This is a genomic window from Streptomyces sp. NPDC001709, from assembly GCF_053596375.1.
On record NZ_JBSFGB010000004.1, the window covers coordinates 348998 to 369698 of the forward strand.

Annotated in this window: 14 protein-coding genes; 11 read left to right on the plus strand and 3 right to left on the minus strand. The window is 72.0% G+C overall.

Annotated features, from left to right (window positions below; all coding sequences use genetic code 11):
- Positions 1 to 110 precede the first annotated feature (110 nt).
- The 3 genes from ACWC0C_RS08785 to ACWC0C_RS08795 all read left to right on the plus strand — a co-directional run bounded on the left by ACWC0C_RS08785 (position 111) and on the right by ACWC0C_RS08795 (position 6934).
- A complete protein-coding gene (locus ACWC0C_RS08785; protein WP_450862675.1) occupies positions 111 to 2336 on the plus strand; it encodes a bifunctional glycosyltransferase/CDP-glycerol:glycerophosphate glycerophosphotransferase in 2226 nt (741 codons plus the stop codon).
- A 161-nt stretch (positions 2337 to 2497) separates the two neighbouring features.
- Positions 2498 to 4708, plus strand: coding sequence for a bifunctional glycosyltransferase/CDP-glycerol:glycerophosphate glycerophosphotransferase (locus ACWC0C_RS08790; RefSeq protein WP_449199347.1), 2211 nt, complete (start codon positions 2498 to 2500; stop codon positions 4706 to 4708).
- Positions 4709 to 4714: 6 nt separating this feature from the next.
- Positions 4715 to 6934, plus strand: a complete 2220-nt coding sequence (locus ACWC0C_RS08795; protein ID WP_449199346.1) for a bifunctional glycosyltransferase/CDP-glycerol:glycerophosphate glycerophosphotransferase — start codon at positions 4715 to 4717, stop codon at positions 6932 to 6934.
- A gap of 64 nt (positions 6935 to 6998) precedes the next feature.
- Here the strand turns inward: ACWC0C_RS08795 and ACWC0C_RS08800 are convergent, their stop codons facing one another.
- Complete coding sequence (locus ACWC0C_RS08800) at positions 6999 to 7412, minus strand: organic hydroperoxide resistance protein (protein ID WP_351025311.1); 414 nt, start codon at positions 7410 to 7412, stop codon at positions 6999 to 7001.
- 120 nt (positions 7413 to 7532) lie between these two features.
- Between ACWC0C_RS08800 and ACWC0C_RS08805 the strand changes: the two genes are divergently transcribed.
- On the plus strand, positions 7533 to 8018 hold the full coding sequence (locus tag ACWC0C_RS08805) for a MarR family winged helix-turn-helix transcriptional regulator (protein ID WP_450862678.1): 486 nt from the start codon (positions 7533 to 7535) through the stop codon (positions 8016 to 8018).
- Here ACWC0C_RS08805 and ACWC0C_RS08810 read toward each other — a convergent pair.
- The gene (locus ACWC0C_RS08810) at positions 7966 to 9453 is read right to left on the minus strand and encodes a glycosyltransferase family 39 protein (protein WP_450862723.1); all 1488 of its coding nucleotides are present in this window, start codon (positions 9451 to 9453) and stop codon (positions 7966 to 7968) included. The two genes, ACWC0C_RS08805 and ACWC0C_RS08810, sit on opposite strands and share 53 nt — an antisense overlap.
- Before the next feature lie 164 nt (positions 9454 to 9617).
- Here ACWC0C_RS08810 and ACWC0C_RS08815 point away from each other — a divergent pair, with 164 nt between their 5' ends.
- Genes ACWC0C_RS08815 through galE form a run of 3 tightly spaced genes read left to right on the plus strand, consistent with a single transcriptional unit; the run spans position 9618 to position 13642 of the window.
- Entirely contained in the window at positions 9618 to 10886 is a 1269-nt protein-coding gene (locus tag ACWC0C_RS08815; RefSeq protein ID WP_450862680.1) for a glycosyltransferase family 87 protein, read from the plus strand.
- A gap of 44 nt (positions 10887 to 10930) precedes the next feature.
- On the plus strand, positions 10931 to 12601 hold the full coding sequence (locus ACWC0C_RS08820; RefSeq protein WP_450862725.1) for a glycosyltransferase family 2 protein: 1671 nt from the start codon (positions 10931 to 10933) through the stop codon (positions 12599 to 12601).
- A 60-nt stretch (positions 12602 to 12661) separates the two neighbouring features.
- Positions 12662 to 13642: a UDP-glucose 4-epimerase GalE gene (galE, locus tag ACWC0C_RS08825; protein WP_450862682.1), complete on the plus strand. Its 981-nt coding sequence runs from the start codon at positions 12662 to 12664 to the stop codon at positions 13640 to 13642.
- 367 nt (positions 13643 to 14009) lie between these two features.
- Here the strand turns inward: galE and ACWC0C_RS08830 are convergent, their stop codons facing one another.
- Complete coding sequence (locus ACWC0C_RS08830; protein ID WP_449199342.1) at positions 14010 to 14636, minus strand: TetR/AcrR family transcriptional regulator; 627 nt, start codon at positions 14634 to 14636, stop codon at positions 14010 to 14012.
- 213 nt (positions 14637 to 14849) lie between these two features.
- On the opposite strand from ACWC0C_RS08830, the gene ACWC0C_RS08835 reads away from it, so the two are divergent.
- From ACWC0C_RS08835 to ACWC0C_RS08850, 4 genes are all read left to right on the plus strand, one after another.
- Positions 14850 to 15764 carry an ABC transporter permease gene (locus ACWC0C_RS08835; protein WP_449199341.1) on the plus strand — a complete coding sequence of 305 codons (915 nt, stop codon included), beginning with the start codon at positions 14850 to 14852 and terminating at the stop codon, positions 15762 to 15764.
- Between the two features lie 28 nt (positions 15765 to 15792).
- Positions 15793 to 16632, plus strand: a complete 840-nt coding sequence (locus ACWC0C_RS08840) for an ABC transporter ATP-binding protein (RefSeq protein ID WP_449199413.1) — start codon at positions 15793 to 15795, stop codon at positions 16630 to 16632.
- A 152-nt stretch (positions 16633 to 16784) separates the two neighbouring features.
- The gene (locus ACWC0C_RS08845; protein WP_450862684.1) at positions 16785 to 18989 is read left to right on the plus strand and encodes a CDP-glycerol glycerophosphotransferase family protein; all 2205 of its coding nucleotides are present in this window, start codon (positions 16785 to 16787) and stop codon (positions 18987 to 18989) included.
- Positions 18986 to 20650 carry a glycosyltransferase family 2 protein gene (locus ACWC0C_RS08850; protein WP_450862686.1) on the plus strand — a complete coding sequence of 555 codons (1665 nt, stop codon included), beginning with the start codon at positions 18986 to 18988 and terminating at the stop codon, positions 20648 to 20650. The genes ACWC0C_RS08845 and ACWC0C_RS08850 overlap by 4 nt, the downstream gene beginning before the upstream one ends.
- The last annotated feature ends 51 nt before the right edge of the window (positions 20651 to 20701 follow it).

A 20701-nucleotide genomic window follows, 5' to 3' on the forward strand; every position in this document is an offset into this window, starting at 1 on the left:
CTTCCCGTTCACCTGGTGTCCCCCACATGCCGTAGGGACCGTAACCAAGTCACCCCATCGGCCGTTCCCGGTCAGAAACCCCGCGCCGACCGACGACCCTTGGATGTCCCGTGCCCAGGTTCAGTGTCATTGTCCCCGCGTACAAGGTCCAGGCGTACCTCTCCGAGTGCCTGGACTCGGTGCTCTCGCAGTCGTATCCCGATCTGGAACTGATCGCCGTGGACGACTGCTCTCCCGATGCCTGCGGGGAGATCATCGACGAGTACGCGGCCCGTGACGCGCGCGTGCGGCCCGTGCACCTGGCCGAGAACCAGGGGCTCGGGCGGGCCCGGAACGCGGGGATGGCCGCGGCGAGCGGCGACTATCTGGTCTTCCTGGACAGCGACGACACGCTCGCCCCGGACGCGCTCAGGGCGATGGCCGACCGGATCAAGGAGGCCGGCGAGCCGGACGTCCTGGTGTACGACTACGCGCGCACCTACTGGGACGGCCGGACGGAGCGCAACCAGCTCGCCGCCCAGCTGGCCGAGCAGGGCCCGGCGTTCCGGCTGGAGGACCGGCCGGGGCTGCTCAGGGTGCTGATGGTCGCCTGGAACAAGGCCTGCCGGCGGGAGTTCGTCGAGGAGCGCGGCCTCGCCTTCCCGCCGGGCTACTACGAGGACACCCCCTGGACCTTCCCGGTACTGATGACGGCGGAGTCGATCGCCACCCTGGACCGGGTGTGCGTGCACTACCGGCAGCGCCGGCAGGGCAACATCCTCTCCTCCACCAGCCGCAGGCACTTCGATCTGTTCGAGCAGTACGACCGGGTGTTCGCGTACGTCGAGGAGCATCCCGAACTGGAGCGCTGGCGGCCGGAGTTGTTCCGCCGCATGATCGACCACTACGCGACGGTGTTCACCAGGCGGGGCCGGCTGCCGCGCGGCAGCCACGGCGAGTTCCTGCGCCTGGCCCGCGCCCACTACCGCCGCTACCGCGTCCCCGGCACCCGGATGCGGCGGCGAAACGTCCTGGTCCGCTTCGGCCTGCACCGCACGTTCCGGGCCTTCCAGCTGGCCTCGGCCATGCGCCGGCGCATGCTGAAGGCGGCCGTGAAGCTGGCCCGCGCCCTGCGCGCCGGTGTGCTGCGGCTGCACTACCGGGTGCAGTTGCGGCTGCCCGTGCGCCCCGACCGCGCGGTGTTCGCCTCCGGTGCGGGCCAGGGCCACGGCGGCGACCCGGGCGCGCTGGAGGAGGCGTTCCGCGCGCACGCCCCGCACGTGCGCACCGCGTGGATCGCCCGCCCCGAGCACCGGCACCCGGTCCCGCCCGGCCCGCGCCGGCTGCGGCCCGGCACGGTCGCCTACTGGACGGCGCTGGCCCGCGCCAAGTACCTGGTCACCGACGACGTCCTGGACCCGGGCCTGCGCAAGCGGCCCGGGCAGATCCTGGTCCAGACCCAGCACGGCACACCGCTGGGGCACATGGGCCTGGACCTCCAGGAGCGCCCGGCGGCGGCCCGCGGCACCGACTTCGCCGGGCTGCTGCGGGCCGTCGACCAGTGGGACCTCGTCCTGTCCGGCAACCGGCACTCGACCCTGATCTGGGAGCGGGTCCTCCCGGGCGGCTACACCACGCTGGAGTGCGGCGCCCCGCGCAACGACGTCTTCCAGCGGGCGACCGCGGCGGACGTGGCCCGGCTGCGCGAGTCGCTGGGCATCCCCGGGGACGCGGTCGCGATCCTGTACGCGCCGGCCCACCGGGACTACCTGCGCACCCAGCGCCCGCTGCTGGACCTGGAGCGGATGGCGCGCCGTCTCGGCCCGCGCTTCGTGATCCTGGCCCGCACCCCCGGTGAGCACCGCCCGGAGGGTGCCCGGGTCATCGACGTCCGCGATCACCCGAGTGTGCAGTCCCTGTGCCTGGCCTCGGACGCCCTCCTCACCGACTACGCGTCGATCATGTTCGACTACGCCAACCTGGACCGGCCGATCGTGGTGCACACCGGCGACTGGGCGGCGTACCAGGCATCCCGTGGGACCTACTTCGACCTGCGTGTCTTCCCGCCGGGCGCGGTCGCGCGCGACGAGGACGAGCTGATCGACATCTTCGCGACCGGCCACTGGCGCGGTTCGCGCTCGACCCAGCTGCGGGCGGCGTTCCGGGAGCGGTTCTGCCTGTACGACGACGGACGCGCCGCCGAGCGGGTCGTACGGCATCTGGTGCGGGGCCAGCAGGGCCTGCCGCCGGTGGTGCCGCTGGAGAAACGCGAGCCGGTGCCGTCGGCCTGTGCGCGGTCCCCGCAGGCCACCGTGGAGCAACCTTCCGGTTCCCTCCCCGTCACCGAGGGGCGCTGAACACCGTTGACCCGTCCGGGAGTTCCCGTGCCCGTCGGCTCGACGCGGCCCACCCCGAGCCGGCCGTCCACCTGGCGTCCGGTGGGTCGGCCCGGTCGCGGGGCAGGTCTCGTCGGTCTCGTCCGCAGGACACGCGTCCGCAAGACAACAGAAAGAGCAGAATGCCCCGCTTCAGCATCATCGTTCCGTCCCACGGGGTCGCCGCCCGGCTGTCCCAGGCGCTGGACTCGGTTCTCGGCCAGTCCTTCGGCGATCTGCAGCTGATCCCGGTCTGCGACGGCCCCGACTCCCTGGCCGCCGCGGTGGCCGCCGCGTACGCGGCGCGGGACTCCCGGGTGGCCCCGGTCGACTCGCCGCCGTCCGCCGGTCTGAGCGGGGCGCGCAACGCGGGGATGCGGGCGGCGAGCGGTGCGTATGTGCTGTTCCTCGACGGTGACGACCTGCTGCTTCCGGGAGCGCTGGCCGCGCTGGACGCCCGGCTGACCGAGACCGGCGGCGTGGACGTGCTCTACGCCGAGCACGTGCGCGCCCCGTGGTGGGAGGGCGAGCCGACCAATCCGGCCGCGCCGCTGTTCGTCAGGGCTCCGAAGGGCGCCTTCGCCCCCGCCGACCTGCCGGAGCTGACCGGCGTCCAGCTCCCGGCGTGGAGCGCGGTCTACCGTCGCGCCTTCCTCACCGAGCACGAACTGGTCTTTCCCGACAGCCACTTCACCGACCTCGGCTGGGGCGGGCTGACCACGCTCGCCGCCGGGCGGATCGCGGTGCTGCGCCGGGTCGTCGTACGGCACCGGCTGCGCCGGCAGGGCAGCCGGCTCAATCTGCCGGGGCCGCACCAGCACGCCCTGCTCGACCAGGTGGAGCTGGTGCTGACCCGGGCCGCCGAGCGCGCGCTGCCCGCGGATCGGCTCCGGCCGCTGTTCGAGCAGCTGTTCACGTATGTGCTCAAGACGGCGTCCCGGCCGGAGCGGCTGCCGTCGGGGCGCCGGGAGTTCTTCCGTCGCGCGGCCCGGCTCTACCGGCTCCACCGGCCCGCCGGCTTCCGGGCGCCCGGCGGCAGCCTGGGCGTGCAGCACCGGCTGCTGGCCAACGGCGCGTACAGCGCGTTCCGCGCGCTGCGCGGCGCCAACCAGGTGACCACCAAGGCCACCGAGGGCCTGCCGCGCCCGCACATGGTGCGCACCAAGCTGCGCTACGCCCGCGATCTGCACCGCCCGCTCGACCCCGACCTGGCGGTGTACTGCGCCTATTGGGGCCGCGGCTACACCTGCAACCCGGCCGCGATCCATGCCAAGGCCCGCGAACTCGCCCCGCACATCCGCTCGGTGTTCCTGGTGGAGGCCGGGCAGGAACACGCGATGCCGAAGGACGTGGACTACGCGGTGATCGGCTCGCGCCGCTACTGGGAGGTGCTGGCCCGCGCCACGTATCTGATCAACAACGCCAACTTCGCCGAGGGCGTCGTCAAGAGGCCCGGCAGTGTGCATCTGCAGACCCAGCACGGCACCCCCCTGAAGACGATGGGGGTGGACCAGTCGACGTACCCGGTGGTGGCCGCCCAGTCGGGCAGCTACACCAGGCTGCTGGGCCGGGTCGACCGCTGGGACTTCAACCTCTCCGCCAACCGCCACTCGACCCAGATGTGGGAGCGCGCCTTCCCCGGCTCCTACGAGCACCTGGAGTACGGCTATCCGCGCAACGACGTCTACTACACGGCGACCGCCGCGGACGTGGCCCGCATCCGGCGGCAGCTGGGTGTCCCGGAGGGCAAGACGGCCGTCCTCTACGCGCCGACCCACCGCGACCACCACACCGGCTTCGAGCCCGGCCTGGACCTGGAGGCGTTCTGCGAGGCGGCCGGCGAGGACATCGTCGTGCTCCTGCGCGCCCACTACTTCTACGACCGGGGCCCGGCGAAGGGTTCCGGCCGGATCGACCGGATCATCGATGTCACCGCGCACCGCTCCTCGGAGGACGTGTGCCTGGCCGCGGACGCGCTGGTCACCGACTACTCGTCGATCATGTTCGACTACGCCAACCTGGACCGGCCGATCGTCGTGTACGCCGACGACTGGGACGTCTACCGGGAGACGCGGGGCGTCTACTTCGACCTGATGACCGAGCCGCCCGGGCTGGTCGCCCGCACCCCCGAGGAGCTGGCCGCCGTCTTCCGCGACGGCTCGTACGCGGGTCCGGAGGCCAGGGCGTTCAGGGCCGCGTTCCGGGAGCGGTTCTGCGAGTTCGACGACGGGCGGGCCGCCGAGCGGGTCGTGCGGCGGGTGCTGCTCGGCGAGCCGGCGCAGGCGGTCCCGCCGGTGATCCCGCTCGCGGAACGCATCCCCGCCCCCGCCGCCGCGACCCTCGTGAGGAGCTGACCCGCCGTGCCCCGCTTCAGTCTGATCGTGCCCTGTTTCAAGGTGCAGGGCTTTCTGCGCGAGTGCCTGGACTCGGTGCTGCTGCAGTCCTTCAACGACTTCGAGCTGATCGCCGTGGACGACCGTTCCCCGGACGGCTGCGGCGCCATCCTCGACGAGTACGCCGGGCGCGATCCGCGGGTGAAGGTGCTGCACCTGCCGGAGAACGTGGGCCTCGGCCGGGCCCGCAACGCCGCGATGCCGCACGCCACCGGCGACTACCTGTTCTTCCTGGACAGCGACGACACCCTCACCCCGGGCGCGCTGCGGGCGATCGCCGACCGGCTGGCCGAGGCCGATGACCCGGACGTGCTGGTCTTCGACTACGCCCGCACCTATTGGTGGGGCGGCACCCGGCGCAACGCCCTGGCCGAGGTGCTCGCCGAGGCCGGCCCGGACACGTTCACCGCCGACACCTACCCGCGGATCCTGGACCTGCTGATGGTGGTGTGGAACAAGGTCTACCGGCGTCGCTTCGTCCAGTCGCAGGGCTTCGAGTTCCCGCCGGGCTACTACGAGGACACCCCCTGGACCTTCCCGGTCATGCTCAGCGCCCGGCGGATCGCCGCCCTGGACCGGATCTGCCTGAACTACCGGCAGCGCAGGCAGGGCAACATCCTGTCCACGACCAGCCGCAAGCACTTCGACATCCACGACCAGTACGGGCGGGTCTTCGCGTTCCTCGAGCAGCGGCCGGAGCTCGCGCGCTGGCGGCCGTATCTGCACCGCAAGATGGGCGAGCACTGCCTGGACATCCTGGCCAAGCCGGACCGGCTGCCGCCCGCCGACAGGGCCGAGTTCTTCCGGCGTACGACGCGGATGTTCCGCCATCACCAGCCCGAGGGCGCCCCGGCCGACGGCGAGGTGGCTCTGCTGGAGGGCTCCTGGACGGGCTACCGGATCAGGCAGCAGGCGGCGCGGGCCAGGCAGGCGGCGGCTCAGCAGGCGGGGCTGCTCCGTGGCGCGGCCGCCGCGCGGGCCCGCTCCGGCTGGGCGTCCCTGCACGCGCACCGCCCGCTGGACCCGCACCTGGTCGTCTACTCGGCGTCCTCGCACCGGGGCATGCTGGGCGACCCCGCCGCCGTCTATGCCAAGGCCCGGGAGATCGCGCCCCAGCTGCGCGGGGTGTGGGTGGTGCGCGACACGGAGACCGCCGCACAGCTGCCACCCGATGTCGAGCACGTGATCGTGGGCTCCCGGCGCTATCTGGAGGTCACGGCGCGGGCGAAGTTCTTCGTGAACGACGTCAACTGGCCCGGCGCACTGGCCAAGCGGCCCGGCAGCGTGCACATCCACACCCACCAGGGCACCCCGCTGAAGTACATGGGCGCCGACCTGCTGGACAAGCCGGGCGCCCGGCTCGGCTTCGACGTGCCGCAGATGCTGCGCCGCGCCGACCGCTGGGACTACAGCCTGGTCGCCAACCGCCACTCCGAGCTGGTCTGGGAGCGGGCCTACCCCTGCCACTTCACCTCGCTGCGCACCGGCAGCCCACGCAACGACGTGCTGGTCAACGACGTGCCGGTCAACGGCGGCGGCAGCGGTTTCCGGCAGCGGTACGGCATCCCGGAGACGGACACGGTCGTGCTGTACGCGCCGACCCGCCGGGACTACCGCCGCACCGGGCACGTGGACCGCTTCGACCTCGCCCGGTTCGCGGCCGATCTGGGCAAGGGGCACACCCTGGTGGTCCGGCTGCATCCGTCGCTGGCGAACGGTCCCGCGCGCGGCATGGGCCTCGCGGAGCTGGCCCGGCGCGGAATCGTGGTCGACGCGACCGACGAGCCGCGCGCGGAGGACGTCCTGCTCGCGGCGGACGCGCTGGTCACCGACTACTCGGCCGTGATGTTCGACTACGCCAACCTGGACCGGCCGATCGTGGTGCACGCCGACGACTGGCCCGCGTACACGGCGAGCCGGGGTGCCTACCTCGACATCACCGCCGAGGCACCCGGCCATGTCTCGCACTCCTACCGGGAGCTGGCCTGGCTGTTCGCCTCGGGATCCTGGCGGGACGAGGAGTCGGCCCGGCTGCGGGCGGACTTCCGGACCCGGTACTGCGAGTTCGACGACGGCCGGGCCGCCGAGCGCGTCGTACGGACCTTGCTGCTGGGTGAGGCGATGCCCGGCACCCGGATCCGGCTGCCGGGCCAGGCCACGGGACATGACGTGCTGACCTCGGCGTAGGGCGCCACAACGCGAGGGTGCCGGTGCCGAAGCGGCACCGGCACCCTCGGGACGCCTGCCTGGGTCACTCGATGACGAGGTCCACGTCGATGTTGCCGCGGGTGGCGTTGGAGTAAGGGCAGACCTGGTGGGCGGTCTCGACCAGCTTGCGGCCGGTCTCCTGGTCCACGGTGTCGGGCAGCTCGACGCGGAGCGTCACCTTCAGCCCGAAGCCCTCGCCCTGCTTGCCGATGCCGACCTCGGCGGTCACCGCCGCGTCGCTGACGTCCACCTTCGCCTGCCGGCCGACGAGGCCGAGGGCGCTGCCGAAGCAGGCGGCGTAACCGGCGGCGAAGAGCTGCTCGGGGTTGGTGCCCTCGCCGTTGCCGCCCAGCTCGACCGGCGGGGCCAGCTTCAGGTCGATCTTGCCGTCGGAGGAGACGGCACGACCGTCACGGCCGTGGGTGGCGGTGGCGACTGCGGTGTAGAGCGCGTCCATGGTGACCCGTCCTTCTCGACTCTCGTCGATCTTCTCGATGCGGTGTCCGGTGCGGGTACAAGTAGAGCACGCAATTCAGTTGTGCACAACTGAATGGCCCGCGGGAGCTACTCTGGACCCATGACCGCCACGCCCGCCCCCGCCCCCGAAGCCGACTGGCTCCGCCTGGACCGCCAGATCTGCTTCTCCCTGCACGCCGCGTCCCGCGCCTTCAACGGCGTCTACCGCGTGATCCTCAAGGACCTCGGGCTCACCTACCCGCAGTACCTGGTGATGCTGGTGCTGTGGGAACAGGGCGAGCTGCCCGTCAAGAAGCTCGGCGAGCATCTGCGGCTCGACTCCGGCACGCTGTCCCCGCTGGTCAAGCGGTTGGAGGCGGCCGGCCTGGTACACCGGGAGCGCAGCGCCGAGGACGAGCGCTCGGTGCACGTCCGGCTCACCGAGGAGGGCACGGCGCTGCGCGAGCGGGCCCTGGAGGTGCCGCGCCGCATCATGGGGGCGACCGGCTTCGACCTGACGGAGATCGCCGAGCTGCGCGAACGCCTCGACCGGCTCACCACCGCGCTGGACGCGGCAGCCCTGACCGCAGGGCACGAGGCCGACTGACGTACAGCCGTACGACCGTCTCGTCCCGCCGGAACTCCTCCCGCACGGTGAAGTCCCGCTGCAGCACGGCGAGCTTGGCCTGTTCACCGGGGTTGCGCGGGGTCCAGCGCCCGGCGAGCAGGTCCTGGTCCGCCACCACCCACACCCGCTCCAGCCGCTCCAGCCGCCGCCGCACCTCACCCGCCCCGGCCTCGCGCCCGTACAGCGTCCCCGACTCGGCGCCCCCCTCCACCAGCACGACGTCCCGCGCTCCCCGGAACGCCTCCGGATAGGCGAGGGCCACGTTCCGCGCGTTCGCCGGCAGGAACACCACCGGGTCACCGGGCGCCACCTCCCGCGCGACCACGCGCGAAATGGCGGCGAGATCATCGGGCCGGGCACCGGGGTCGCGGTCCGCACGGAGAACGGGGATCTGGTGGAGGAAGGCGAGACCGATGGCGAGAACACCGGCGAGGGCGACACACGCGGACCGCAACAAGGGGTGACCCCTGGGCCGACCACCGGCGGACAGCCGCCCCACCACCCCAGCCACCCGCTCAGCCCCCGCAGCGACCAGCAACGGCGCCCCGCTCAACGCGTACAGCACATACCGGTCCACATACAGCGGTGACACCTGAGAAGCCAGCATCAACACCCCCGGCGGCACCACGGTCAACGGCAACGCCACCCCCAAAAGGGTGATGTCCCCCCGCCCCACACGTCCCACCAAAGAGACCAAGGCAAGCGACAGACACACCCCGTAGATCAGGTCCGTAGGCCCCAGAAACCCCCGCAGTAACTCTTCCGCCGTACCCCCCGAAGGGCTCCGCAGCCACGCCACCTGTGCCGCCTGCCCCCGGGACACGAGCACCATCGGCAGCAGCGACAGCACGACCCCGCCCGCCGCACACCCCCATCCCCGCCACACCCGCGCCGCGGCCCGGGCCAGCGCCAGCGACGCCGCGTGGGCGCCCACCAGCAGCACCGCGAACTCATGCAGCCAGCAGCTGAGCCCGAGGGCGGCGCCGTACGCCACCCAGGAACCAGAGGAACCCCGCTCCACGGCCCGTACGAAGAGCAAGGTCGCGGCCGTGGCCCCGGCGGCCACCAAGGCGTAGGAGCGGCCCTCCTGCGCATAGTGCCCGGCCATCGGCGCGACGGCGTACAGCAGTCCCGCCCACAGCCCCACACGCGGCCGGACCAGCCGCGTGCCGAGCGCCGCCACCAGGGCGGCCGTCACCGCCGCCGCGCACACCGACGGCAGCCGCAGCACGACCTCGCCGGGGTGAACGGCGAGAACGGGGTGCATGAGGAGGTAATACAGACCGTGCACGGCGTCCACGTCGTGCAGCAGCAGCCAGATCTGCGGCACCGTACGCCGCCCGACCTGGAAGCTGACGGCCTCGTCGCGCCACATCCCGCCCCGGTCGAGCCCCCAGAGCCCGACCGCCAGCATCACCAGCGCGGGCACTGTCGCGGCGGCCGTCGCACGCGACCGCGGTTTCACAGGAAGCCCGACATTCAGCACCAACCGACCTTTTTGCGATTAACAAATCTTTTTCCTGTCATGACGGCGTATCGCCATGGATACGCCATCCGCGCCGCTTAGGCTCCCATGCGATGAACCGTCTCCGTGTCAACTCCGGCCCGGTCCTCGCCGTCACCGCCCTCTGGCTGGGCACCCGTGGCCTGATGCTGTGGCTCCTCGTCCACGACAGCGCCCCCGTGCTGGGCGGGGGGTCGGTGGCCCGTGAGGTGTGGCGCCTGTACTCCGACTGGTACGGCGTCCTCGCCCACGGCTCCTTCCCGACGCACGACTCGCTGTGGCAGTACCCCCCGGGCGCGGGCGCGGTGCTGCTGGCACCGGGCCTGCTGCCGTGGCTGTCGTACTTTCAGGCGTTCGTGCTGCTCACGCTGGCCATGGACGCGCTGGTCACGGCGGCGCTGGCCCGCGCGGGCACGCTGCCGGGGCGCTCCTTGCTCGGCGCGGCCCTGTGGACGGCCGGCCTGCCGCTGCTGCTGGAGCTCCCGCTCGCCCGCTACGACGTCCCGGTCACCGCGCTGGCCGTGCTCTGCCTGCTGGCGCTGGGGCGCTCCCCGCGCGCGTGCGGGGTGTTCGGGGCGCTGGGCGCGCTGGTGAAGGTGTGGCCGGCGCTGGTGCTGCTGGGCACGCCCCGGGGGCGGGCGACGCGCGGGGCGTGGGGATGGGCGGCGGCCACCGGGGTCGCCTCGCTCACCGTGCTCGCCGTGCTGTTCCAGCATCCGCTGTCCTTCCTGCGGGAGCAGGGCGGGCGGGGCGTGCAGATCGAGTCGCTCGGCGGTACGGCCCTGAATCTGGCGCGCAAGGCAGGCTGGCCGGGCCGGGCGGCGTACCAGTACGGCGCCGTCGAGCTGGTCGGACCCCATGTGCACGCCGTCGCCACCGCCTCGCTGGGCCTGACGGCGCTCGCCTTCGCGCTGCTCGTGCTGTGGCGGGTGCGGGCGCGGCGCTGGAGCGAGGCCACGCCGTTCGACACGGCGCTGTGCGCGGTGCTGCTGTTCACGGTCACCAGCCGGGTGATCAGCCCGCAGTACATGATCTGGCTGGTCGGACTGGCCGCCGTGTGCCTGACCTCGCGGCACACCGGCCAGCGGCCGGTCGCGGCGCTGGTCCTCGCGGCGGCCGCGGTGAGCACCGTGGTCTTCCCGATGTACTACCAGGAGGTGGTCAACGGCACCTGGACCGGCTGTCTGCTGATGCTGGTGCGCAACGGGATCCTGGCATCGGCGGCCGTGCTGTCGTTCGTCCGGCTGTGGCGGTCGGCGCGACCGGATGTGAAGAGCATGCGAACAACGCAACCCCGGCCCGATTCCGAACGTCTTCCGGACCGAACCCTAAGCCTCTCTTAACAGCCTATTACCGAATTTTTCTACGCTCCCGGCCCGTGGACCCGATGCGACCAGACCCGTCAGGCACCCCCGACCCAGCAGGCACCGCCGAGCCGCCGCTCCCCGCGCGGGTCGGTGTCGTCGTCATCGGCTACAACGACAGCGCCCATGTGGGCGATGCCGTGCGCTCGGCCCTCGCCCAGGGGCCGGCGGTGGCCGAAGTCGTCGCCGTGGACGACTGCTCCACCGACGGCAGCGCCGAGCTGCTCGACCGGCTGGCCGCGGACGAGCCCCGGCTGCGCGTGGTGCGCCGGAGCGTGAACAGCGGCGGCTGCGGCAGCCCGCGCAACGACGGTATCGACGCGGTGACGACACCGTACGTGATGTTCCTGGACAGCGACGACGTGCTGCCGCCCGGTGCGGTGGACGCGCTGCTGGCGGCGGCCACGGGGGCGCGCGCCGAGGTGGCGAGCGGGCTGTGTGTGCGCCGGGAGCTGCCCTCGGGGCGCGAGCAGCCCTGGCAGGAGCCCCTCTACACGGCGCACACCGTTCTCGCGCGCCCCTTGCAGCGCCCGCTCCTGGTCCACGACACGCTGTGCGTCAACAAGCTGTACCGCACCGACTTCCTGCGCGCACACGGCATCCGCTTCCCCGAAGGCCGCTTCCTCTACGAGGACATCGTCTTCACCGCGCGCGTGCTGGCCGCCGGCCCGCGCATGGCGCTCGTACCGGACCGCGTGTACGTGTGGCATGTGCGCCGCAGCGCCGAGCAGCTGTCGCTCTCGCTGGACCGGGAGCACATCGACAACTGGAAGGCGCGCGTGGAGGCGTGCGCGCTGGCGTACGACATCCTGCTGGGCTCCGGTCAGAAGGAGCTGGCGCGCGCGGCGCGGGCCAAGTTCCTCGACCACGAGGTGCGCATGTACACGCGCGAGCTGGGGTTGCGCGACGCGCACTACCGGAGCGCGTGGTGGGCGCACACCCAGGAGTACCTCGCGCGCTACGACGCCGCCGACTGGGAGCTGGACCCGGGCGCCCCGGGCCGGCTGCTCGCACGGGTGGTCCTGGAGTCGCCCGAGCCCCGTGATCTGCCCCGGCTGCGCGAGCTGGCCGCGCGCCCGGCCCGCCTGCTCCCGCCCTACGCCCGCACCCCCGACGGCGTCCCCGTCTGGTCCGCCGACCTTCCCCAGGTCACCCTGGCACCGCTCCTGACCCGCCCGCCGTCCCTCCTCCCGCTCACGGTGGACGCGGAACTGCGGCCGGGCGCGCGTGCCTCGCTGCTGCGCCTGCGGCTGCACGAGCTGTACGGCAGGGTGGCCGAGGCGGGTCCGCGCGAGGTGGACGTGGAGTGGCAGTCCCGGGACGACGAGCGGACACGGGGGCGCACGACGGTCCCGCTCTCGCCCTCCGGCGCGGAAACCGATGCGGAAGCCGGCGCGGGCAGCTGGTCGGCCGAGCTGCCCGTCCACTTGGGCGCGCTCGGCGCGGGTACCTGGGACCTGCGGATGACCGTACGCTTCACGGACGGCGCACAGCGGGACGTCACGGCGCATGCCCTGACCGGCGCCGGCCGGCTGGGCCGACGCGTCGTCCCGAGCGCCCGGCACGGTGTGCTCCTGGTGCAGCCGTACGCCACGCACTCCGGCGCACTGGCCGTACGCGTGGCAACCGGCGTGCGCGGGCTGGTACAGGTGGCGGGCGGCCGCCTGCGCCGCCTGCGCCGCCTGCTTCACTGAGACGCCCGCGGTGTGACGAAGAACGTTCCGACGGGCCAATTGAACGAGGAGACGGCCGCAATGACCTGGCTGATCACCGGCGGTGCCGGATACATCGGGGCACACGTCGTACGGGCGATGACCGAGGCGGGCGAACGCACGGTCGTCTACGACGACCTGTCCACGGGCGTCGCCGAGCGCGTGCCGGCGGAGGTCCCCCTGGTGCGGGGCTCCGTCCTGGACGCGGAGCTCGTGGCCCGCACGCTCGCCGAGTACGAGATCAGCGGGGTCGTGCACCTGGCGGCGAAGAAGCAGGTGGGCGAGTCGGTGGAGCTCCCGCTGCACTACTACCGGGAGAACGTCGAGGGCCTGCGCACCCTCCTGGAAGCGGTGACGGCGGCAGAGGTCCCGTCCTTCGTCTTCTCCTCCTCGGCGGCGGTCTACGGCATGCCGGACGTCGACCTGGTCACGGAGGAGACCCCCTGCCTGCCGCTGTCCCCCTACGGCGAGACGAAGCTGGCCGGCGAGTGGCTGGTGCGCGCGACCGGCAAGGCGACCGGCATGTCCACGGCATCCCTGCGCTACTTCAACGTGGCGGGCGCGGCCGGCCCCGAACTCGCCGACACCGGCGTCTTCAATCTCATCCCCATGGTCTTCGAGAAGCTCACCGAGGGCGCGCCGCCGCGGATCTTCGGCGACGACTACCCGACGCCGGACGGCACCTGCGTCCGCGACTACATCCACGTGGTCGACCTGGCCGAGGCCCACGTCACCGTCGCCCGTGCGCTGGCGTCCTCCCCCGGCACCGATCTGACCCTCAACATCGGCCGCGGTGAGGGTGTGTCGGTCCGCGAGATGATCGACCGCATCAACGCGGTCACCGGCTACGACCGCCCGCCGACCGTCACCCCGCGCCGCCCCGGCGACCCCGCACGCGTCGTCGCCTCCGCCACCCGTATCGCCACCGAACTGGGCTGGCAGGCCAAGTACGACGTCCAGGACATGATCGCCTCGGCCTGGGAGGGCTGGACCCACCACCACCCGGAGGCAGCCCGCGCGTAGCCTGCGCCGGCGGCTCGGCCCGGAAGTGATCTGCGGGCAGTCGTGCCGCTGGAGCGGCGGCCGTATCCGCGCAACTGCGGGCAGTCGTGCCGCTGGGGCGGCGCCCGTCATGCCGCCGTAGCTGCGGGCAGTCGTGCCGCTGGGGCGGCGCCCGTCATGCCGCCGTAGCTGCGGGCAGTCGTGCCGCTGGGGCGGCACGGGTGGGCGCAGCGGCACCCCGCCAGCGCGGGCAAGCGCAACACCCCGTCGCCCAGCGGCAGCACCCCTCACCCCGCCGGCATGGGCAAGCGCAACGCCCCGTCGTCCAGCGGCAGCGCCGGCGCGGGCAAGCGAAACCAACCCCCGCCCGGCGCCGGCGCACGCCCCCTCACAACGCCTTGAGCGCCCCCGCCGCAGCCCGGGCCAGGTTGTCCAGGTAGCCCTTCGGCAGCTTTGGGGAGCGGATGACGACCGCGCGCCAGTACAGCGGTCCGGAGATCAGGTCGAGCGCGAGGTCGGGGTCCAGGCCCGCCCGCACCTCCCCGCGCCCCTCCGCGGCAGCCACGATCTTGCTGGCCACGCCCTCCTGCCCGTCCCGCAGGGCCTTCTGGAAGGCGTCGGCGATGTCGGGATTGCGGGCGGCCTCCGCCTGGAGGTCGGGGATGATCTGCGAGGCCACCGGGTGGCGCAGGGCACGGGAGGTCACCTCGTACAGGAGGCGGAGGTCGCCCTCCAGGGACCCCGTGTCCGGGACCGGCAGGCCCAGCACCGCCATCGCCGACACCACGTCCAGGACCAGGTGCAGTTTCGAACGCCACCGCCGGTACACCGCCGTCTTGCCGACGCCCGCCCGCCGCGCGATGCCCTCGATGGACATGCGCGCGTACCCGACGGCCGCGAGTTCCTCGAAGACCGCCGCCCGGATGGCTTCGGTCACATCCTCCCGCAGTACGGCGGCCCCGGCAGGGGTCCGGCGGCGCGGACGCGTCGAGGGCTCGTCGGCGTTCGTCGTCATGACGCACAGCATAGGCCGTTACGACGAAACGGTTGCGTTCCGACGTCGATTGGTTCTACGCTCACGTTGCGACGATACGGTCCCGTTCCGACGTAAGAGAACGTGAAGAGAAGCGTAAGGAAACGAACGCACGTCGGACGGCGGGCCCTCGACGCGCCCCCGGCACCCCCGAGCCGGACGCGCCACCCCCTCCCCCGAGCGAAAGCAGCGGATGTGAGCCAGGTCCTCGACACACCGCCCCCCACCCAGGCCCCTGCCGACGACGACCTCGCGGCGCTGGCCGCCCGGCATGGTCTGTCGGTCAGCGGCGCCCGCCCCTCCCTGCCGCAGTACGTCCGCCAGCTGTGGGCACGGCGCCACTTCATCACCGCCTTCGCCACCGCCAAGCTCACCGCTCAGTACAGCGAGGCGAAGCTCGGCCAGATCTGGCAGGTCATGACCCCGCTGCTGAACGCGGCGGTCTACTACTTCATCTTCGGTGTACTGCTCGGCACCAAGAAGGGCGTCCCGGACTACGTCCCGTTCCTGGTCACCGGCGTGTTCGTGTGGACGTTCACCCAGAGCTCGATCCAGGTCGGCACCCGGGCGATCTCCGGCAACCTCGGCCTGGTGCGCGCCCTGCACTTCCCGCGCGCCGCCCTGCCGATCTCCTTCTGCATCCAGCAGCTCCAGCAGCTGCTGTTCTCGATGGCCGCGCTGGTCGTCATCCTGCTCTCCTTCGGCCTGCCGATCACCCCCGGCTGGCTGCTGGTGATCCCCGCGCTGATCCTGCAGTCCCTGTTCAACGCGGGCATGGCGATGATCATGGCGCGGATGGGCGCCAAGACCCCCGACATCGCCCAGCTGATGCCGTTCGTGCTGCGCACCTGGATGTACGTCTCGGGCGTGATGTGGAGCATCAGCAAGCTCACCAAGAAGGACCACCTGCCGCACATCGTCATGGTCCTGCTGGAGAACAACCCGGCCGCGATCTACATCGACCTCATGCGCTACGCGCTGATCAAGAGCTTCCACGCCAAGCAGCTGCCCCCGCACGTGTGGGCGACGGCCACCGGCTGGGCCCTGCTCGCCGGCGTCGGCGGGTTCATCTACTTCTGGAAGGCTGAGGAGAAGTACGGCCGTGGCTGAGCAGACCCCCGACACCCCGGAGACGCCCGTGACCTCCGAGACTCCCGTGACCCGCGAGAACGGCGAGAAGATCCCCACCGTCGTCTGCGACGGCGTCGACATCGTCTACCGCGTCAACGGCACCGGCGCCGGCCGCGGCTCCGCCACCGCCGCCCTCAACCGGATCCTGCGCCGCCAGCAGGCCGAGAAGGCGGCCGGCGTGCGCCGGGTGCACGCGGTGAAGAACGTGTCGTTCGTCGCCTACAAGGGCGAGGCGATCGGCCTCATCGGCACCAACGGCTCCGGCAAGTCGACGCTGCTGAAAGCCGTCGCCGGGCTGCTCCCGGTGGAGAACGGCCACATCTACACCAACGGCCAGCCCTCACTGCTCGGCGTCAACGCGGCCCTGATGAACGACCTCACGGGTGAACGCAACGTCTACCTCGGCGGGCTCGCCATGGGCATGTCCCGCGAGCAGGTCAGGGAGCGCTACCAGGACATCGTCGACTTCTCCGGGATCAACGAGAAGGGCGACTTCATCACCCTGCCGATGCGCACGTACTCCTCGGGTATGGCCGCCCGGCTGCGCTTCTCCATCGCCGCCGCCAAGGACCACGACGTGCTGCTGATCGACGAGGCGTTGGCCACCGGCGACCGCAGGTTCCAGATGCGCTCGGAGGACCGGATCCGCGAGCTGCGCGAGCAGGCGGGTACGGTCTTCCTGGTCAGCCACAACAACAAGTCGATCCGTGACACCTGCGAGCGGACCCTGTGGCTGGAGCGCGGCGAGCTGCGCATGGACGGACCGACCGAGGACGTCATGAAGGAGTACGAGGCCTTCACCGGCGACAAGAGCGACAAGAAGACCACCGGTAAGAAGGCGGCGTAAGAGTTACCGGAAGAGAAACCTCAGGCCACGGAACTCCCTCTTCCTTCCTGGGCGTCTCTTACTCCAAGCGCGGTTATCCCTTTCATCCGCTTAGTGACAGTATGTTATGAAGGGTGGCCGCCCAAGTCGACAAACCAAAGGAGTCCACTGCGATGCCCCAACTCAGCGTCATCGTCTACGGACCGAACGCACAGGGGCATCTGACAGAGTTGCTGGACTCTCTGGAGGCCCACCCCCTCTCCGACGCCGAGGTGATCGTCGCCGCGGTCGGTGACTGGGCGCGGGAGGCCGCCGAGGGCCACGCCCCCGAGACGGTGGTCGTACCGCTGCCGGAGGGCACTGGTGACGCGGCGGCCCGGTCCGCCGGCGCCGCCCGCGCGACCGGCCGCTGGCTGCACTTCGTCCACGCCAAGGACGGCCTGCCGGCCGGTGCTCCCCGGCTGATCACCGAGCGGACCGCCGAACTGGACGCGACGGACGCGACCACGGACGTCCTCCTCCTCGACCACGTCACCACCACCTGGCAGACCGCCGCCACCCCCTCCCGCGACGGCCGCCTGCTCGCCGCCGTCGGCCGCGAGAGCCTGCCCCTGGACGAGTCCGCCGACCTGCTGCGCCTCACCCCGCTGCTCGGCAACCGCGCCCTGCGCGCCGATTTCTGGCGGGCGCACGAGGAGCGGCTCACCACCGACGACGAACCACGCGCCGCCCAGGCCGCCCTGCTGCACGCCGGCCGGGTCGCCTGTCTGAACCAGGTGGCGTACGAGAACCGCGAACTGCGCCCCGAGAGCCTGCCGCCGCTCGCCCCCGAGGACCGGTTCGAGCTGATCGAGCGCTACGAGTCGCTGCTCGCGTTCACCAAGGACCGCCGCGCCGCCCGCGCGGTGCTGTACGACCTGATGATGCGCGACCTCGTGCGCACCTTCGCCAGGGAGAACCTGCCCGACGAGGTGGCCCGCGAGTTCTTCCGCCGCGCCTCCCTCGCCGCGGTCCGCTGGCGCCCCGAGAACCACGAGCGCCCGGCGGGCCTGGAGGGCGTACGGCACGCCCTGCTGGAGGAGGGCGCGTACACCAAGTACCGCGCGTTCCAGGCCGCCAACCGCACCCGCCGCGCCGCCAAGAAGGCCGTACGGACCCGTAAGCGCCAGGTCGGCGCCAAGCTCCGCGACCAGCAGTACCGGCGCGCCCTGAGCCGGCCGGTCAACCCCGACCTGGCCGTGTTCGCCGCCTACTGGGACCGCGGGGTGGCCTGCAACCCGGCCGCGATCGCCGCCAAGCTCGCCGAACTCGCCCCGCACATCCACCAGGTGTGGACGGTGTCGAAGGAGAACGCGGCCCTGCTGCCGCCCGGCACCGACCACGTCGTGCCCGGCACCCGCCGCTACTGGGAGACCCTGGCCACCGCCAAGTACCTGACGAACAACGTCAACTTCCCCAACGCCGTGGTCAAGCGCCCCGACGCGATCCACCTCCAGACCCACCACGGCACCCCGCTCAAGCGGATGGGCCTGGACCAGATGGAACACCCGGCCGCCGCCAAGGGCCTCGACTTCAACGCCCTGCTGGCCCGCATCGACAAGTGGGACTACAGCGTCAGCGCCAACAGCCACTCGACGCGCATGTGGGAGCGCGCCTACCCGGCCCGCTACACCTCCCTCGACCACGGCTATCCGCGCAACGACGTCTTCTACACGGCCACGGCCGCGGACGTACGGGCCGCCCGCGAACGCCTCGGCATCGCGCCGGGCAAGACGGCCGTCCTGTACGCCCCGACCCACCGCGACTACGAGGCCGGCTTCACCCCGCGCCTTGACCTCGCCGAACTCGCCGACCGGCTCGGCGAGAACACGGTTCTGCTGGTCCGCGCCCACTACTTCTACGGCGGCGCCGCCTCCCCGCTGACGGGCCTGCGCCGCTCCGGCCGGATCATCGACGTCTCCTCCTACGACCCCGTCGAGGAGCTGTGCCTGGCCGCCGACGCGCTGGTCACGGACTACTCGTCGATCATGTTCGACTACGCCAACCTCGACCGCCCGATCGTCGTCTACGCCGACGACTGGGAGACCTACCGCACCACCCGTGGCGTCTACTTCGACCTGATGACCGAACACCCCGGCCAGGTCGCCCGCACCCAGGAGGAGCTGACGGAGATCTTCGCCTCCGGCGCCTGGCGCGACGAGAGCGCGGCGAAGGCGCGAGCCGCCTTCCGCCGCCGGTTCTGCGAGTACGACGACGGACGCGCCGCCGAACGGGTCGTACGACGGGTGTTCCTGGGCGAGCCGGAGGCGGCACTGCCACCGGTGATCCCGCTCGAGGAACGCACCCCCGCCCCGACCCCCGAGGAGGCCTCGGCATGACGACCCCCGACGTGACGGTGACGGTCATCGTCTACAACGACGCCGCCCGCCTTCCGCGGGCGGTCGCCTCGCTGCGCGCGCAGACGCACGCGAACATCGAGATCATCATCAGCGACGACCACTCCACCGACGACACGCCGACGGTGGCGCGCCGGCTGGAGGCGCAGGACGACCGCATCCGCTACCTCCGCCTGCCGGAGAACAGCGGTGGCTGCAGCGCCCCGCGCAACCGGGCCGTCGAGATCGCCCGGGCGCCGTATCTGATGTTCCTCGACAGTGACGACGAACTCCCGCCCCAGGCGGTGGAGTTGCTGCTGGCCGCGCACCGCGAGCGCGAGGTGGACTTCACCATGGGCGCGGTACGGCGGGTGCGGGTGGACAACGGCCGCCGCTCGACGTGGATGCCGCACCTGGTGGCCGAGCGCCGCACGGTGGAGGGCATCGAGGCCGACCCGCGGCTGCTCTTCGAGCACCTGTCGACGAGCAAGATGTACGCGCGCTCCTTCCTGGACCGGCACGAGTTGCGCTTCCCGGAGGGCATCCACTACGAGGACCAGCTGTTCTCGGCGCAGGCGTACTGCCTGGCGAAGGCGTTCACGATCATTCCGGACCCGGTGTACATCTGGTACATCGACCCGTATGCGGCGGCGGCCTCGGCCTCCATCTCCAACCAGCGGCACAAGGTCACGAACGTCCGCGACCGCGTCCACGTCCAGCGCCTGATCGACGACTTCCTGGTGGAGAGCGGGCACGCGGGGCTGCGGGAGGACAAGGACTACAAGTTCCTCAAGCACGACTTCCGGATGTACGCGGGCGACCTCCCCTACCGGGACGAGGAGTGGCTGAAGGCCTTCGCGGACATCATGAACCCCTACCTGGACACCCTGGCCCCCGGCGCATACGCCCGCCTGCCCCGCCCCGAGCGCGTGATCCTGGAGCTGCTGCGGGAAGGCCGGCTGGAGGAGGCCGGGCTCGCGGCCCGCGGTCTCGGGCAGGGGGTGGCACCGCGGCACATCACGGCCGACGCGTCGGGCGTGCCGTACTGGGGCGACAGCGTGCCTTCCACGGACCGCGCCCGCCGCGAACTGGACGTGTCCGACCTGGAGTTGGACACGCGCCCGTTCCCGAGCGCGCAGTTCCGTCACGAGATCACGGAACTGACGCCCGGCGCGGGGGCCTCGCTGACTCTCTCCATCCGCACGTACGACCCGGGTCTGCGGCTCCCCGTCGGGCCGCAGCGGGCCAGCCTGATCGTCTCTCCCGGCAACCGCCGTATGACGGTGCCCTTCCGGCTGGACCCGGTCGGCCCCGGCCTCTTCGAAGGCAGGGTCCACCTGGACCTGGCCGAGGCCCCGCTCCCCTTGCAGGGCTTCGCAGGCCTGCGCCACCCCCTGATCCGCCTCCAGCAGCAGGGCCTGTCCCACTCCGGCGTCCTGCTGGCCCCGCTGTCCTTCCCCACGCTCACGGCCCGCATCGACTACCGCTCCGGCGCGACCCCGCACGAGCTCACCATCGAACCGGAGGGCCGCAACCCCGGCCGCCTGCAGCTGCGCTGGCGCCCGGTGGGGGTCACGGCCCGCGTGATCCGCCCGCTCGTACAGAGGGTGGCCCGTCCCCGGGTCCGCAAGGCGGCGAAGCTGCTGTCCAGCGTGCTGAGGTAACGGGCGGGTTCGCAGCGCCGTCGAACTGAAGGCGCATGGACGACTACGGGT

Bases quoted from the DNA above. Each gene is read 5' to 3' on its own strand.
- ACWC0C_RS08790 (WP_449199347.1), top strand. From the start codon at position 2,498: ATGCCCCGCTTCAGCATCATCGTTCCGTCCCACGGGGTCGCCGCCCGG.
- ACWC0C_RS08800 (WP_351025311.1), bottom strand. From the start codon at position 7,412: ATGGACGCGCTCTACACCGCAGTCGCCACCGCCACCCACGGCCGTGAC.
- ACWC0C_RS08805 (WP_450862678.1), top strand. From the start codon at position 7,533: ATGACCGCCACGCCCGCCCCCGCCCCCGAAGCCGACTGGCTCCGCCTG.
- ACWC0C_RS08810 (WP_450862723.1), bottom strand. From the start codon at position 9,453: ATGCTGGCGGTCGGGCTCTGGGGGCTCGACCGGGGCGGGATGTGGCGC.
- ACWC0C_RS08815 (WP_450862680.1), top strand. From the start codon at position 9,618: ATGAACCGTCTCCGTGTCAACTCCGGCCCGGTCCTCGCCGTCACCGCC.
- ACWC0C_RS08820 (WP_450862725.1), top strand. From the start codon at position 10,931: ATGCGACCAGACCCGTCAGGCACCCCCGACCCAGCAGGCACCGCCGAG.
- galE (WP_450862682.1), top strand. From the start codon at position 12,662: ATGACCTGGCTGATCACCGGCGGTGCCGGATACATCGGGGCACACGTC.
- ACWC0C_RS08830 (WP_449199342.1), bottom strand. From the start codon at position 14,636: ATGACGACGAACGCCGACGAGCCCTCGACGCGTCCGCGCCGCCGGACC.
- ACWC0C_RS08845 (WP_450862684.1), top strand. From the start codon at position 16,785: ATGCCCCAACTCAGCGTCATCGTCTACGGACCGAACGCACAGGGGCAT.
- ACWC0C_RS08850 (WP_450862686.1), top strand. From the start codon at position 18,986: ATGACGACCCCCGACGTGACGGTGACGGTCATCGTCTACAACGACGCC.